The sequence below is a fragment of the Pseudomonas sp. MM227 genome (assembly GCF_947090715.1).
GTDB lineage: Bacteria > Pseudomonadota > Gammaproteobacteria > Pseudomonadales > Pseudomonadaceae > Aquipseudomonas > Aquipseudomonas baltica.
Window position 1 is genome coordinate 3,259,584 of the sequence record NZ_OX352319.1, and the last position, 15,540, is coordinate 3,275,123.

Consider the following 15,540-nt stretch of genomic DNA (forward strand, 5'->3'; position numbering starts at 1 on the left):
CCCTCAGTGGACTATCCCCTCAATGGACTATCTAAGTAGCGCCCTGGCCTGGCGCGCAAGGTTCGTAATGTCGAGCGCGATGACCGCACCGGTCATCACCTCGACCTCAGGAACCGGGTTACATGCGCGATGCCAATCACACCTTCACTACTCGCCCGCTCGCATACCGCATCTATCCGATGCGCCACGACCACCTGTTGCAGGAAGGCTCCCTGCTTTGGGAACGCGCGCGCGCACGCTTGCAAGCACTCTTGCGCAGCGCCCCGCGCGCCCGCGATGCCCGCTCGACGCCCAACGCGGCGCCTGCGCGGGAGCAGGCACTGCAGCAGCGCTGGCGCGACTACTGGAACGGCCGCGCTGCGCATACTGCCATCTCGCGCCGCGCTGCAGCCGAGCAGGCCTTCCTCGACCATCTGCAGGCAGCCGCACGCCTGGCCTACTACCACGGACAGTTGAGCCACGCGCAACTGCTGCCACTGCTGACCTTGCTGGAAGGCGCCAACACCGCCGCAACAGCGTCGATCCATGTGCACACCCTTGCTCTGCACAGGGCCGAGGACGCGAGACTGCAAGCGCCTGGCGCACTGCTGCTGACCCAGGTCGGCGACGGGCCTGCGGCGCAGCTGCTCTATCTGCCCTGCGGCGATCCGGCGCTGGTCGCATTCGCTGATCGGCCCGCGTTGCACACCTATCTGCTGAAACACCGCTCGCAGATATGGACTCGGGCAACGGAGCAGACCGATGCCGCGATCGAGCTGAGCTATCCGCCAGCACAATTGGCCAGCGCCTGCGAGCAATGGCTGGACGACTGCGGCAGGCGCTATGTAGAAGAAGCGCGCACCTTCCTCGCCGCCCGTGAACGGAACTCGAGCGCAAGCCCCGGCGAAGCCGCGATGCTGTCGGCCAGCGAACCGCCATTCGCCCGCCTGGCCTCGTTCGACGCACCCGAACCGGCGCAGCCGAGCGATGATTTTGCAGCCTTCGGCAGTCTGAGTCCGGACATTCCCCAGAGCCAGCGATGGGCCGAGGTCAAGCGCCAGCACCAGGCAATGCTGGACCTGCTCGGCGATGAGCTTCGCGCGGGCGCAGACAGTCCCGGGTGGGTGCGCTTGAAAGCATTGCTGACGACCCTGACCGGCACCCAGCAGCGCGCAGCCCAGGCCGCGGCAGGGTTGCTCGAGTCTGCAAGGCTGGAGGACCTCTATCGTCTGCGCTACTTGCCCAACGTGCACTATTCGGCGCTTTACCAGGCCCGTCTGGACGGTCTGCGCGCCGAAGTGGCCGTGCAACAGGCGCTGGGCCTGTTGACCACGGCTCAGGTACAACTGATGCGCGCCGTGGTGTCGCATCCGCAAGCCAGCAAACGCGGTGCCGAGGCCGGTATTGCCTGCGCCCTGACCCTGTCCATGTCGAACGTGACGGGCAGCGGCACCACCACCCATGTCCATGAACTGCACGGCGTGGCGGCATTCATGCACCCGCAGGCCCTGGAAGGCACAGGCTTTGTAATGCTGTACTGGCCGGGGCTGGGCGGCGGGCTGCAGGCCTTCCAATCGCTGGCCCAGCTCAAGCGTTCGTTGTTGCGCCTGGACAGCAGCGCAGACGCCATCACCTTGAAGCTGTCCCCGGTCGCAGGCGATATCTTCGACTACGGCCTGCAAGGTCAATTGCACGCCTGCGAGGCGCAGGCCAGCGAGCTCATCGAAAAGCTGCCCGCCGCGACTCACTCGGCGCAGCGCCTGGAAGCCTTGCAACGACTCACCACACACACCTGCGAGCAACTGCTGGTACCCACTCACGCCGCGCGGGACCGGGCCTATGTTCAACTGACCCAGGAGGGTTTCAGTGACCGCCTGGAAAGCGGCCTGCCCACTTGGCTGAAAACCCTGGAGGCCGATGATCGCCTGCGCCTCAAGTCGCTGATCAGCGATTACATCGGCGCCGCACGCGCGTCGAATCGTCAATTGGAACGTGATCTGCCGGACCTGGACCAGTACGCCGACGCATTGCTGCAGCAGCGACTGCGCAGCGATTTCAACCTGACCGAGGACGTCGCGGTGGTGATCGATATCCCTGACCGGGTAGTCCATCGCAGGCACCCGGTGGCCGGCTCCGGGGCGCCCGGCACACCCCAGCACAGCGTGCCCACACCCGATGCCAAGCGCACGCCGTGGCCGCTCGGCCGTCTGGCGCAGCACAATATCGATGCCGACATGTTGCAGCGCCTGGGCTTCATGCGCGTGCAGGTGACCGGTGCCGATAACGAACAATGCGTGCGAGTGGCGGCAGGTATCGACCTGAACTACCTGCGACGAACGATCACCAACCTGAATGTGGCGCAAGCGTGCGAAGACAAGATCCGCCAAGCGTTTCTCGGCCGCACGGACCAGGCCCCGTACGCCTTGGCCCATCAACGTGAGTGCCTGCTCGAACCGGTGCGGCTGATGCTGCACATGCAAAGCGAGTACGCGCGCCATCAAGGCAGTATCAGCCGCAGCGGCAGTGCCCTGGCATTGCTTGCCACCGACGCCGGCAGCGCCCTGGCCTATCAGGCAGGTGGCCGTGACGTGCAACTGCTGCCGGCTCGGCTGATGGCCGGCGGCAGCGATACCGACGATTCCCCCACCACGTTGTCCGGGGTCATTTTCATTCATGATCGCAAGGGTGGCCAAACCCTGCTGTACTTGCCCGACGCCCCCGACCAGCGCTGCCTGCGCGAGTTCGCAAGCCTGGAAGAAGCGCGTCTGCGCCTGTTCGCCCTGACGTTCGACGGCAAGATGGCCGACTATCTGGCCGATCGGGCCATCGTCGGCAACGCCGCCAGCCACAAGGCGCGGATCGAACAGGCAGGCCTGCGCGGCTTCGACCGCTTGATCGGCATCGGTCGCCCCTGGCCGGCAACGACTTCGCTCGCCAGCCATCTGCTCGACGCGCACATGGGCCGGCTGGTCGAAGCCCAGCGCCGACGTGGGCGCAGCAACGACGCCTTGTATTTGCAGCAAGCGGCGCTGGCCGATGGCAATGTCTTCAACTACCTGAAAATGGCCATCGGCGTGCTGCCGTTCGTAGGCACTGCCGTGGCCTTGTTCGACGCCTGGACGGCCGCCAATGCAGCGGTCGGTGCGCTGCGTGGCGGCGAGTTCGGCGAAGCACTCAACCAGCTGGAGGCCTTGCTCTGCGCCCTGATCGACGCGGCCATGGACGTCCTGCCGGGCGCCGTTTCGGTACCTGGTGGCGGCCGCATGCTCGCGCGCAATCGCCAATGGTCGATGTTGGCGCGGCGTGCAGGCGCACCCGCCCCGACCCAGCACGCCCCGACCGGCCTGCCCAATCCATTCGCCGGCTATCAGTACACCCTCCCGCTGGACCTCAGTGGCTTGCAGCCCGCCAGCCATGGCCTCTACCGGGGCATCTATCGCCACGCCAAAGGCGATTTCATCCTGCGCGACGGCCTGCCCTACCAGGTCACGCTGCACGTCAGCCCCCAGACCTGGCGGCTGCACGGCACCACGGGCAAGACCTACCGACAGCCCATCGCACTGGACCCGACCGGGCGCTGGCAAACCCACGGAGCGCTGTACGGCACACTGGTGGAGAACGGTCTGGCCGGCGGCGGTGGCGTGCTCGGCTACCTGGGCCACCGCGCGGCGGATGGCCTGCAACCGCTCTGGCCCGTCGCCATCCGCGAACGCCTGCCACGCTGGCTGGTGGATCGCCAGTACCGTCGCCACTTCGAACTGTCCAGCAGCATCGACCACCACAACAAGCTGCTGCGCGAGCAGCTGAACCGCAATGAAGCGCTGATCATGGAACACGCCGCCGACCCGCGCCAACGGGCCAGTGCCGAAGCCGCCTGCGCCAGTGACATCGCCCGGGGCGAGGCGCTGTACCGACTGCTGCAGGAGCATGAGGGCTATGTGTCGCGCGACTTTCTCAAGCGCAACCGGCAGTTCCAGAGCGAGGTGGCCTATATCGTTGCCGGGCGCAGGATCAACCATGCGAACCTGGCCAGGCGCTGGATCACCGAACTGACCGACACCCTCAATCAAACCCGTCCTGCTGGCGAACTGTTCGATCTGCCACAACGGCAGATGCTCGAACAGCGCCGCAGCCGCCTGGCCCTGGACGAGCAATTCGGCCTCATGGAACAGCGCCTGCAGCAGGCGCGCAGCTGGGCCGAACGCGTGACCCAGCGCAGCCAACGCGCGCCCCTGCGTGAGGTGCTCGAGGGCACGGCCGAGGTCGACCTGGAGATTGCCCGGGCCTCCAACCTGACCCAACTGGCGCACAAGACCGCCAACGCCAGCGATATTGCGCAGATGTTCCACCTGCTCGACACCCAGGCCATGAGAAACCGCTTCCACCATGGCCTGGAAAGCCATTTCCAGTTGCTGGAAACCGCCGCCGGGCTGCGCGAAAGGCAGAATGTGCTGCGCAGTTCACGGCAGATCTACGTGGAGTACCGCAACCAGATGAACACGTGGGTACGCAACCGTCCGGATCGCTTCGAGCTTGCTCCGTTCGAAGGCATGATCCAGTCCCTGAATCGCTTGATCGAACATGCCGACCGGACGATGCCGCAACTGAGCAACGGGGCGCAGCGGGCGAAACCCGCAAGTCGCGCCACGCGACGAGTGTTCGAAACCCACGAGCATGATTTCTTCATCGGTGACGCTGGCCAGGCGGCAGACGGCGAGCAGATTTTCACCCTGACCGGTGCGGGCGGCAGGCTCGAAACCTATCGGCGCGTGGCGGGCCAGTGGCGCCTGCAAGATGCCCCGTCAGACGGTCCGGCGCATACTCCATCGCGCCCCCTGCCCGCGCTGATCGCCGAGGGCCAGACCTGGCTCGACGCCACCCCCGCCCATGAACGGCGGGTGCAGCGTTATGCGCTGCCTGGGGAAGCGCCCGCGAATCTGGAAGACCTCATGGTCAATCAGGGCCGGCAGCTGGAACTGCGTGCCCACGCGATCGAACAGCAGGCGCCGGCGCACGAACTTGCTCAACGCCTGCGCGCCCGCGCCAGAGAGCTCCGAGCCAAGGGCCGGGCATTGCGGATTCGTCAGGCCATGAACAGCCAAACGCCGACCGAGGGTTATCTGGACTATCTGGTCGAACAGCGCCAGGTCGATATCGTGCAGGTGGGGACGCGCCGCGACATCGCGAGCGCGAGGGATGAGGCTGATTTCCTGCAGGAGTACGTCATCCGCGACATCGGCGTCCAGCCGCCCGTGCCCCCTGTGGTACGCGCACTTTCACTATCGTCGGGAGCGGGCTGCCTTCGAGCAGTTCGACAAGGCGCACATCAAGCGCGCCGAGCAACGCACGCTCGGCTTGCGCTGGCAAGAGGCCCACGGCAGCGATGCACAGCGCATCTGGCGCGGGCCCATCGGCAAGCCGCTGGCGGTGAAACTCTTCGGGGGATTGCAGGCGTGAACCGCCTGCCATGAACCGCTGCGCGACGCCCTCGCCGGCGAATGAAAACCGGCTGGCGAGGCACGTCGCTGCAGCTCGCTACATCAGGAACAGAGTGGCCAGGCCAAGGAAGATGAAGAACCCGCCGCTGTCGGTGACAGCGGTGATCATCACGCTGGCGCCCATCGCCGGATCGCGCCCGAACCTGGCCAGGGCCATCGGAATAGACACCCCCATGAACGCGGCGAGCAGCAGGTTCAAGGTCATCGCCGCGGTCATCACCACGCCCAGCGACCAGCTGCCATACAGCAGATACGCCACCACCCCGATCACACCGCCCCAGACCACGCCGTTGACCAGCGCCACGCCCAGCTCCTTGCGCATCAGCCGCTTGGTGTTGCCGTTGCCATGGCTGACCTGGTCGAGGGCCATGGCCCGCACGATCATGGTAATGGTCTGGTTGCCAGAGTTGCCGCCGATACCGGCCACGATCGGCATCAGCGCCGCCAGGGCCACCAGCTTCTCGATCGAGCCCTCGAACAGGCCGATCACCCGCGACGCCATGAACGCCGTGATCAGGTTGATCGCCAGCCATGACCAGCGGTTGCGCAACGAACGCCATACCGAGGCAAAGATATCCTCTTCCTCGCGCAGACCGGCGGTGCGCAGCGCTTCGCTTTCGCTTTCTTCACGAATCAGGTCGACCATCACGTCGATGGTCAAGCGGCCGATGAGCTTGCCGTGCTTGTCCACCACCGGCGCAGAGATCAGGTCGTAACGCTCGAACGCCTGCGCCGCTTCGTAGCCGTCTTCATCGGGATGGAAACTCACGGTGTCGCTGGCCATGATATCGGCCACTTGCTTGTCCGGGTCGTTGACCAGCAGGCGTTTGATCGGCAGTACGCCCTTGAGAATGCCGTCGGAGTCGACCACGAACAGTTTGTCGGTGTGGCCCGGCAGCTCCTTGAGACGGCGCAGGTAGCGCAGCACCACTTCCAGGCTGACGTCTTCGCGGATGGTGACCATCTCGAAGTCCATCAGCGCGCCGACCTGTTCGTCCTCGTAGCTGAGGGCCGAACGCACGCGCTCGCGCTGCTGTGCGTCGAGGGTTTCCATGAGCTCGTGAACCACGTCGCGCGGCAGTTCGGAGGCCAGGTCGGCAAGCTCGTCGGCGTCCATTTCCTTGGCCGCAGCGAGAATCTCATGGTCATCCATGTCCGCGAGCAGCGTCTCGCGCACCGAGTCGGACACTTCCAGAAGAATATCGCCATCACGCTCGGCCTTGACCAACTGCCAGACCGTCAGACGTTCTTCCAGGGGCAAGGCTTCGAGTATGTAGGCGACGTCGGCGGAGTGAAGATCATCGAGCTTGCGCTGCAACTCGACCAGGTTCTGCCGGTGAACCAGATTCTCGACCAGCTCGTTGTGCTGGCCTTCCTGGCGGTGAGCCAGACTTTCGACGATACGCTGGCGCTGCAACAGGTCGACGACCTGGGCCAGGCGATCCTGCAGGCTTTCTTGCGTTTTCTTTGCTTCTACTTCAGACATAGGCGAACTCCACTCCCAGCAGTGGGCACGCCGGGAGAATCAATCAGTCGATTCTTGATTGGTATACAGCTTCAGCGAGTAACTACTGGGTAAGTCCATGGAAATTTTCCAAAGCCCCGGCGGGGCTGACGGGCGCAATCATACACAACTTGTACGGATTCATAGTGAAAAAAACTGGGTGAAACAACTGCTTGCGTGCGGCGCTCGATGTTCGCGCAGTACGGGGGTGGGACGACGCATTCGGTAAACAAAGCACAATGCGTGCAACGACAGTCGTGGCTAGGCTGCAGGACGACATGAACCGCAACCAAGGACGAACACCGGTGCGCATACCCTCCTCCATTCTTCTGCTGCTGGTCTTGGCGGCCCATCACTCGGCCAACGCTGCCGTGGTGCAACGCTGCGAAGGCCCTCAGGGCCACATCACGTTCACCCACTCGAACTGCCCCGAAACCCAGCCCTGGGCCTATCAGCGCGCGCTGAATCCCTCGTCCGGAAGAAAACCCATGGCGCGCAAGGCTGCGCCCCGCCCTCTGCCGGTGACCATCGTCGAAGATGGAACGCGCACGCCCCTGGCTGCGTCAGCCGCGGCGCCGCAGTCGGCAACGAAAAAAGCCAGCCGTTCGAAGAAAAAGCGAAAACCCAGGTATTTGGCCGGGGAGCAGACGCCACCGTCCAAAAAACGCAAAACGCGGAAAGCAAAAAGCCCGCAATAAATGCGGGCTTTTCACTTGTATGGTGCACTCGACAGGATTCGAACCTGTGACCGCTCGGTTCGTAGCCGAGTACTCTATCCAGCTGAGCTACGAGTGCAGGTGGTATTTTGTTGGACCAGGCTACCACTGGTTGAAACAGAAGCTGCAGACATTGCTGAAAACAACTTCTTGATTGGTGCACTCGACAGGATTCGAACCTGTGACCGCTCGGTTCGTAGCCGAGTACTCTATCCAGCTGAGCTACGAGTGCATTTGTTGCCGCGCATTATAGGCCGTCGAATTCTTTTGTAAAGCACTTTTTTCAGTAATTTCAACAACTTACGAAAAAAGCCAGGTTCAACGTACTACGCAAATAATGGCGGAGAACGGGGGATTCGAACCCCCGACACCCTTTTGAGGTGTACTCCCTTAGCAGGGGAGCGCCTTCGGCCACTCGGCCAGCTCTCCGCAACACGGGGCGTATATTAACCACCTTCTTCCCCGTTTGCAAACATAAAAAACGATAAAAATTAATGGCTTGGTTCGTCGTCCTTCTCTTTCTTGATCCGCAGGTAGATTTCTTCGCGGTGGACGGCCACTTCCTTGGGTGCATTCACCCCGATTCGTACCTGGCCACCTTTCACTCCAAGCACCGTGATGGTGATTTCGCCGTCGCCAATGATCAGGCTTTCCGCGCACCGGCGAGTCAGAATCAGCATACCTTTCTCCTTACGCTTTCATTTCAGGGACAACACAGTCTGCAAACAAGGGCACGAACCCATGGTGGGAAAGCCATGGACATAGCCCGAAAACAAAGAAGGGCGCGGTTAGCCGCGCCCTTCTCTCACTGCCTGTTACTCACCCTGTCGGGCGGCATCGAGTTCGAAGGCCGTGTGCAGCGCGCGCACGGCAAGCTCCAGGTACTTCTCTTCGATGACCACCGAGACCTTGATCTCGGAGGTGGAGATCATCTGGATGTTGATGCTTTCCTTGGCCAGGGCTTCGAACATGCGGCTGGCGACGCCGGCGTGCGAGCGCATGCCGACACCGACGATCGACACCTTGGCGATCTTGGCATCGCCGACCACCTGCCGCGCACCGATCTCGCTGGCGGTCTGTTCCAGCACGGCCAGGGCCGCCTGATAGTCGTTGCGGTGCACGGTGAAGGTGAAGTCGGTGGTGTTATCGTGAGAAACATTCTGCACGATCATGTCGACTTCGATGTTGGCCGCGCTGATCGGGCCGAGGATCTTGAAGGCCACGCCGGGGGTGTCTGGCACGCCACGGATGGTCAGCTTGGCCTCATCGCGGTTGAAGGCGATGCCGGAAATGATCGGCTGTTCCATGGATTCCTCTTCATCAATGGTAATGAGGGTACCCGGACCCTCCTGGAAGCTGTGCAGGACGCGCAGCGGGACGTTGTACTTGCCGGCGAATTCCACCGCACGGATCTGCAGCACCTTGGAACCGAGACTGGCCATTTCGAGCATTTCCTCGAAGGTGATCTTGTCCAGGCGCCGGGCCTGGGCAACCACGCGAGGGTCGGTGGTGTAGACACCATCGACGTCGGTGTAGATCTGGCACTCGTCGGCCTTCAGCGCGGCCGCCAGGGCGACGCCGGTGGTGTCCGAACCACCACGACCCAGGGTGGTGATGTTGCCGCTTTCGTCGACCCCCTGAAAACCTGCCACCACCACCACCCGGCCGGCCTTGAGGTCGGCGCGGATCTTCTGGTCGTCGATCTGCAGGATGCGCGCCTTGTTGTGCGCGCTGTCGGTCAGAATGCGCACCTGGTTGCCGGTGTACGACACTGCATCCACGCCGCGCTTGATCAGCGCCATGGCCAACAGCGCGATGGTCACCTGCTCGCCGGTCGAGACGATCACGTCCAGTTCGCGAGGTACCGGCTGGTCGCTGATCTGCTTGGCCAGCGAAATCAGGCGATTGGTCTCGCCACTCATGGCCGAAAGCACGACCACCAGGTCATCGCCGGCATCGTGGAATTTCTTCACCTTGTCGGCAACCTGTTCGATACGTTCGACAGTGCCAACCGAGGTGCCGCCAAATTTCTGTACGATCAAAGCCATTTCAAAGCCGCCTCAGCCCGTGAAGGGCGCCCATTAAATACAACACCGGGCTCGCCGTGCACAGCACGAGCCCTGCGAGGGTTGAATCAGATCGCGTGTTCGACGAAAGGCACGGCCAGGGCCAGCGCAGCGTCCAGGGCACTGGCATCGACGCCGCCACCCTGAGCCATGTCCGGGCGACCACCGCCCTTGCCACCGACGGCCGTCGCGGCCTGTTTCATCAGGTCGCCGGCCTTGAGCCGGGCCGTCAGCTCCTTGGTCACCCCGGACACCAGCACGACCTTGTCGTCGTGCACGCCGCCGAGCAGGATGACGGCCTGGCCCAGCTTGTTCTTCAACTGGTCGACCAGCGCCAGCAGCGCCTTGCCGTCCTGACCGTCGATGCGCGCGGCCAGCACCTTCACGCCCTTGACCTCGACCGCCGAGGAAGAGAGGTCGTCGCCGGCGGCACTGGCGGCCTTGGCCTGCAACTGCTCCAGCTGCTTTTCCAGGGCGCGGTTGCGTTCGATCACGGCCGCCAGCTTGTCGATCAGGTTGTCGCGGCTGCCCTTGACCAGTTGCGCGGCTTCCTTTAGCTGCTCTTCGGCCTGGTTCAGGTAGTTCAAGGCGGTCGCGCCGGTCACCGCTTCGATGCGGCGCACGCCCGAGGCGACGCCACCTTCGCTGGTGATTTTCAGCAGGCCGATGTCACCGGTGCGCTTGGCATGGATGCCCCCGCACAGCTCCACCGAGAAGTCGCCACCCATGGTCAGCACGCGCACGGTGTCGCCGTACTTCTCGCCGAACAGGGCCATGGCGCCCTTCTTGCGCGCCTCGTCGATCGGCATCTCTTCGGTCTGCACCGGGGTGTTCTTGCGAATCTCGGCGTTGACGATGTCTTCCAGGGCCTTGATCTGTTCGGGCTTGATCGACTCGAAGTGGCTGAAATCGAAGCGCAGGCGTTGACTGTCGACCAGCGAGCCTTTCTGCTGTACGTGATCGCCCAGCACCTGGCGCAGCGCTGCGTGCAGCAAGTGGGTGGCGGAGTGGTTCAGGCCGGTGGCCTGTTGCAGGGTCTGGTCGACCACGGCACTGACCTCGGCACCGACCGCCAGATCGCTCAATACGGCCACGCCATGGTGCAGGAAGGCGCCGCTGGTCTTGGTGGTGTCGCGCACATCGAAGCGCGAACCGCCGGCCAGCAGGTAGCCACGGTCACCGACCTGGCCACCGGACTCGCCGTAGAACGGCGTCTGGTCGAGGATCACCACGCCCTCCTCGCCTTCCCTGAGCACGTCGACGGCGGCACCGTCCTTGTACAGCGCAACCACCTTGCCGTTGCCGTGGGTGGCGTCGTAACCCAGGAACACGGTCGGAACGTCGACCTTGATCAGGCTGTTGTAGTCCATGCCGAACGAGCTGGCGGAACGGGCGCGTTCGCGCTGGGCGTTCATCTCGCGCTCGAAGCCGGCTTCGTCCAGGGTGAGCTCGCGCTCGCGGGCGATATCGCCGGTCAGGTCCATCGGGAAACCGTAGGTGTCGTACAGCTTGAACACCACATCACCTGGAACCACGCTGCCCTTGAGCTCGGCCAGATCCTGCTCGAGAATCTTCAGGCCCTGCTCCAACGTCTTGGCGAACTGCTCTTCCTCGGCCTTGAGCACGCGTTCGATGTGCGCCTGCTGGCCCTTGAGTTCGGGGAAGGCATCGCCCATCTCGGCGACCAGTGCAGCGACGATCTGGTAGAAGAAGCTGCCCTGGGCACCCAGCTTGTTGCCGTGACGGCAGGCGCGGCGAATGATGCGGCGCAGCACGTAGCCGCGGCCTTCGTTGGACGGCAGTACGCCGTCGGCGATCAGGAAGCCGCAGGAGCGGATGTGGTCGGCCACGACCTTGAGTGACGCCTGGCCCTGGTTGGCACAACCGATGGCGCTGGCCGATGCGTCGAGCAGGCTCTGGAACAGGTCGATTTCATAGTTGGAATTGACATGCTGCAGCACCGCGCTGACCCGTTCCAGGCCCATGCCCGTGTCCACCGACGGCGCCGGCAAGGGATGCAACACCCCATCGGCGGTGCGGTTGAACTGCATGAACACGTTGTTCCAGATCTCGATGTAGCGGTCGCCGTCTTCCTCGGGCGAGCCGGGTGGGCCACCCCAGATGTCGGCACCGTGATCGTAGAAGATCTCGGTGCAGGGGCCGCACGGGCCGGTGTCGCCCATGGTCCAGAAGTTGTCGGACGCATAGGGCGCGCCCTTGTTGTCGCCGATGCGGACCATGCGCTCGGCCGGCACGCCGATCTCTTTGGTCCAGATATCGTAGGCTTCGTCATCGCTGGCGTAGACCGTGACCCAGAGTTTTTCCTTGGGCAGGTTCAGCCACAGCTCGGAGGTCAGGAAGGTCCAGGCGTAGGTGATCGCGTCGCGCTTGAAATAGTCGCCGAAGCTGAAGTTGCCGAGCATCTCGAAAAAGGTGTGGTGGCGGGCGGTGTAGCCGACGTTTTCCAGGTCGTTGTGCTTGCCACCGGCACGCACGCACTTCTGGCTGCTTACGGCACGGGTGTAGGCCCGCTTTTCCTGGCCCAGGAAGCAGTCCTTGAACTGGTTCATCCCCGCGTTGGTGAACAGCAGGGTCGGGTCGTTGCCCGGGATCAGGGAGCTGGAGGCGACTCGGGTATGGCCTTGCTCCTCGAAGAAGCGAAGGAAGGCTTCACGGATTTCTGCGCTTTTCATAGGTTCTTCCACGACAGGCTGCGGCCAGAGGCCAGTGCGCACGCCCGGCAGGCGATGCGACGGCAAAGGGCCGCATTATATAGGCCCTGCGGCCGGGGTACAGCGTGTTTATACGATTGGCCCACTCAATTGGACAGCAGGACGCTCAGGTGCGGGCGAAATCGGCGAATACGTCGATGACCTGCTCGATCTGCGCCGCATCCACATCCAGATGAGTGACCATGCGCAGGCGTGGCGCGGCACTCACGGTGACACCGCGGGTGGCCGCGAAGTCCTTGAACGCGCCGGCGCGGCCATCCAGGTGTACATAGACCATGTTGGTCTGCACTGCCTCGACGGTGTAACCCAGCGCCAGCAGACCCTCGGCCAGACGCGCGGCGTGGGCGTGATCCTCGGCCAGGCGCTGCACCTGATGATCCAGCGCGTACAGGCCGGCGGCGGCGAGGATTCCGGCCTGGCGCATGCCGCCGCCGACCATCTTGCGCAATCGTCGTGCCTTGGCGATGAAGTCCAGGCTGCCGCACAGCACCGAACCGACCGGCGCGCCGAGCCCCTTGGACAGGCAGACCGAGACCGAATCGAAGTACTGGGTGATTTCACCAGCCGGGACACCCAGCTTGACCGCCGCGTTGTACAGCCGGGCGCCATCGAGGTGCAGTTGCAGCCCATGCTCGCGAGTGAAGTCGCGGGCCTGGGCCAGGTAACTCAACGGCAGCACCTTGCCTTGCATGGTGTTTTCCAACGCCAGCAGTCGGGTGCGGGCAAAGTGGAAATCATCGGGCTTGATCGCCGCCCTGACCTGATCCAGGTCCAGCGTGCCGTCGGCCTGGAACTCCAGCGGTTGTGGCTGGATCGAACCCAGCACGGCGGCACCGCCGCCCTCGTACTTGTAGGTATGGGCCTGCTGGCCGACGATGTATTCCTCGCCACGCTCGCAGTGCGCCATCAGGCCGAGCAGGTTGCTCATGGTGCCACTGGGCACGAACAGCCCCGCAGCGAACCCCAGGCGTTTTGCCAGTTCGGCTTCGAGGCGGTTGACGGTCGGGTCTTCGCCATAGACATCATCGCCGGTGGGCGCCGCGTGCATGGCCGCCAGCATGGCGGGAGTAGGCTGGGTAACGGTATCGCTGCGCAGGTCGATGATGGACATGATGGCCTCGGGTTCGTGTCAGCTTCTATTACTGCGGATTGCAGGGCCATGAATCAAGCCTTGTCGAAACATTTGCTCACGCGCTGTTCAGCTCGCCCGCAAATATGTTACAAAAGTTGCGCCACCCACTGGGGTGGCAAACGTTCTCAGGGCGGGGTGCAACTCCCCACCGGCGGTAATGGCGCGCAATGCGCCGAGCCCGCGAGCGCTTGCAAGCCGGCAACGGCGTGCAAGGTCAGCAGACCCGGTGTGATCCCGGGGCCGACGGTCATAGTCCGGATGAAGAGAGAACGGGATTGCGACACCTTCAAAAGGCCAACGCAGGGCCGTGCCATGCGCATGTACCCATAGATCCCCTTCGATCCACATGCCCTGTTTTTTTCTTGAACAGGAGTGAACCGATGCAACCCACTGCAATTGACAGCAAAAGCCACACCCACGAACGGATCGCTTTCGTCCAGGCTTGCTGGCACAAGGATATTGTCGATCAGAGCCGCAAAGGCTTCGTCGAGGAAATGCGCGTGCTGGGCTATCAGGAAGCCGACATCGATTTCTACGAGGTCGGCGGCGCCTTCGAAATTCCGCTGCACGCCAAACTGCTGGCCAAGAGCGGGCGCTATGCCGCCGTGGTCGGCGCTGCCCTGGTGGTAGACGGCGGTATCTACCGTCACGAATTCGTCGCCCAGACGGTGGTCAGCGCGCTGATGCAGGTTCAGCTGGAAACCGAAGTGCCGGTATTCTCGGTGGTACTGACCCCGCATCACTTCCATGACGGCGAACAGCACCACACCTACTTCTTCAATCACTTCCTGCACAAAGGCGCGGAAGCTGCACGCACCGTGGCCGATACCGTGCAGAAAGTACGCGCCCTGCGTCGCCTGCAGCAGCAGCAGAAAAGCGCCTGAGCCTCAGGCCTGCGGAGTCGGCACGATGAGAATGCCGGCGCGCAGGCCATTGGCAACCTTGGGGTTGGGGAAAATGATCCGCGCGCCCTGCTCTTCTACAACCCAGCGCTGCCCGGCGCCGTCTTCGGCCAGCAGATAGCCTGGCGCCAGCTCGGTGAAATTCTCGATGTCGTCATCCAGGTGCAGGCGGAAGGCGTCCGTGTGCTTGATGACCTCGCGCGACACTGAAAACAGCTCCAGCTGCACCAGCGGCTGATCGAGGTCCGCCTCGCGGCCTTCGATCAGCTCGCGCAGGCTGGCGTCCAGACGCGTCAGATCGACCTCGGCGTTCTGCCCGAACGGCCTCGCCTTGCCCAGTTCCAGGGTGAACGCCTCGGCGTCCAGCTGCTCGTAGGTGAACGCGCTGAACGTGATGGAGGACTTGTTCTGCAGCAACACCGCGCGCATGCCTGCCGCCTGCAGGCGTACCAGCTCTTTGCGGGAGTGCTCGCGCCCCTGCTTCCAGGGGTACAGCGCGAACTGCTCGATCCGTGAGCCACGAATGGCCGTGTGCAGGTCGTAATGCAGGCGCGTGCGTTGCGGCAGGCTGAAGAAAGTCGTGGCCAGGCGTTCCAGTTCGCAGGCGCGCAAGGCTTCATTGCCACTGGCAGCGGCATGCCGGCCGTTGAACAGGCGGTTGACGTCGCGCTCGATGTAGCGCGCACCCCGGCGCATGGCTTCGGGGTTGCCGAACAGGAACAGAATGCGCGCGCGAGGAATCAGCTGGCCCCGGGCGATGGCCTGCAGCAGGCTGTCGAGCAGCTCGATGGGCGCGGTTTCATTGCCGTGCACACCGGCCGACAGCAGCAGGTCGAGGCCGCTGTCGGTGGCGGCAGGTGGCCGCACCTCCAGGGCGCCTTCTCCCAGCCAGCGCAGGCAGACGCCGCCGGTGGTCAGCTGGATCTTCTGCGTCGGCTCATGGCCGGCCAAGGTCAGTTCGAGCAGTTTGCCAAGAGCGAGCATGGGGCGGCGTCCCTGAAGGATGAGGTT

The 15,540-nt window shown here is 63.6% G+C and carries 9 protein-coding genes, 3 tRNA genes and 1 riboswitch; of the genes, 3 read left to right on the plus strand and 9 right to left on the minus strand.

What is annotated here, in order from left to right:
• Nucleotides 1-122: 122 nt before the first annotated feature.
• Nucleotides 123-5,450 (plus strand): DUF6543 domain-containing protein, encoded by a 5,328-nt coding sequence (locus ONG87_RS14755; RefSeq protein WP_264381536.1) that lies wholly within the window; start codon nucleotides 123-125, stop codon nucleotides 5,448-5,450.
• A 64-nt stretch (nucleotides 5,451-5,514) separates the two neighbouring features.
• Here ONG87_RS14755 and mgtE read toward each other — a convergent pair whose 3' ends face one another.
• Nucleotides 5,515-6,963: a magnesium transporter gene (gene mgtE / locus ONG87_RS14760; protein ID WP_122713927.1), complete on the minus strand. Its 1,449-nt coding sequence runs from the start codon at nucleotides 6,961-6,963 to the stop codon at nucleotides 5,515-5,517.
• Between the two features lie 296 nt (nucleotides 6,964-7,259).
• Here mgtE and ONG87_RS14765 point away from each other — a divergent pair, with 296 nt between their 5' ends.
• Nucleotides 7,260-7,679, plus strand: a complete 420-nt coding sequence (locus ONG87_RS14765; RefSeq protein ID WP_264381537.1) for a hypothetical protein — start codon at nucleotides 7,260-7,262, stop codon at nucleotides 7,677-7,679.
• A 20-nt stretch (nucleotides 7,680-7,699) separates the two neighbouring features.
• Here ONG87_RS14765 and ONG87_RS14770 read toward each other — a convergent pair.
• The 7 genes from ONG87_RS14770 to ltaE form a co-directional block, all read right to left on the minus strand.
• A tRNA-Arg gene (locus tag ONG87_RS14770) sits at nucleotides 7,700-7,776 on the minus strand.
• A gap of 76 nt (nucleotides 7,777-7,852) precedes the next feature.
• Nucleotides 7,853-7,929: transfer RNA gene (locus ONG87_RS14775), tRNA-Arg, on the minus strand.
• Between the two features lie 106 nt (nucleotides 7,930-8,035).
• Nucleotides 8,036-8,126: transfer RNA gene (locus ONG87_RS14780), tRNA-Ser, on the minus strand.
• A 62-nt stretch (nucleotides 8,127-8,188) separates the two neighbouring features.
• Nucleotides 8,189-8,377, minus strand: coding sequence for a carbon storage regulator CsrA (csrA, locus tag ONG87_RS14785; protein ID WP_122476357.1), 189 nt, complete (start codon nucleotides 8,375-8,377; stop codon nucleotides 8,189-8,191).
• A gap of 135 nt (nucleotides 8,378-8,512) precedes the next feature.
• Nucleotides 8,513-9,745, minus strand: coding sequence for an aspartate kinase (locus ONG87_RS14790; RefSeq protein ID WP_122476359.1), 1,233 nt, complete (start codon nucleotides 9,743-9,745; stop codon nucleotides 8,513-8,515).
• A gap of 86 nt (nucleotides 9,746-9,831) precedes the next feature.
• Nucleotides 9,832-12,456: an alanine--tRNA ligase gene (gene alaS / locus ONG87_RS14795; RefSeq protein ID WP_264381538.1), complete on the minus strand. Its 2,625-nt coding sequence runs from the start codon at nucleotides 12,454-12,456 to the stop codon at nucleotides 9,832-9,834.
• A 145-nt stretch (nucleotides 12,457-12,601) separates the two neighbouring features.
• On the minus strand, nucleotides 12,602-13,606 hold the full coding sequence (ltaE, locus tag ONG87_RS14800; RefSeq protein ID WP_264381539.1) for a low-specificity L-threonine aldolase: 1,005 nt from the start codon (nucleotides 13,604-13,606) through the stop codon (nucleotides 12,602-12,604).
• 138 nt (nucleotides 13,607-13,744) lie between these two features.
• Nucleotides 13,745-13,902: riboswitch (FMN riboswitch) on the plus strand.
• A gap of 105 nt (nucleotides 13,903-14,007) precedes the next feature.
• On the opposite strand from ltaE, the gene ONG87_RS14805 reads away from it, so the two are divergent.
• Nucleotides 14,008-14,511: a 6,7-dimethyl-8-ribityllumazine synthase gene (locus ONG87_RS14805; protein WP_122476365.1), complete on the plus strand. Its 504-nt coding sequence runs from the start codon at nucleotides 14,008-14,010 to the stop codon at nucleotides 14,509-14,511.
• Nucleotides 14,512-14,514: 3 nt separating this feature from the next.
• Here the strand turns inward: ONG87_RS14805 and astE are convergent, their stop codons facing one another.
• Nucleotides 14,515-15,513 (minus strand): succinylglutamate desuccinylase, encoded by a 999-nt coding sequence (gene astE, locus ONG87_RS14810; protein ID WP_122476367.1) that lies wholly within the window; start codon nucleotides 15,511-15,513, stop codon nucleotides 14,515-14,517.
• Nucleotides 15,514-15,540: the final 27 nt, after the last annotated feature.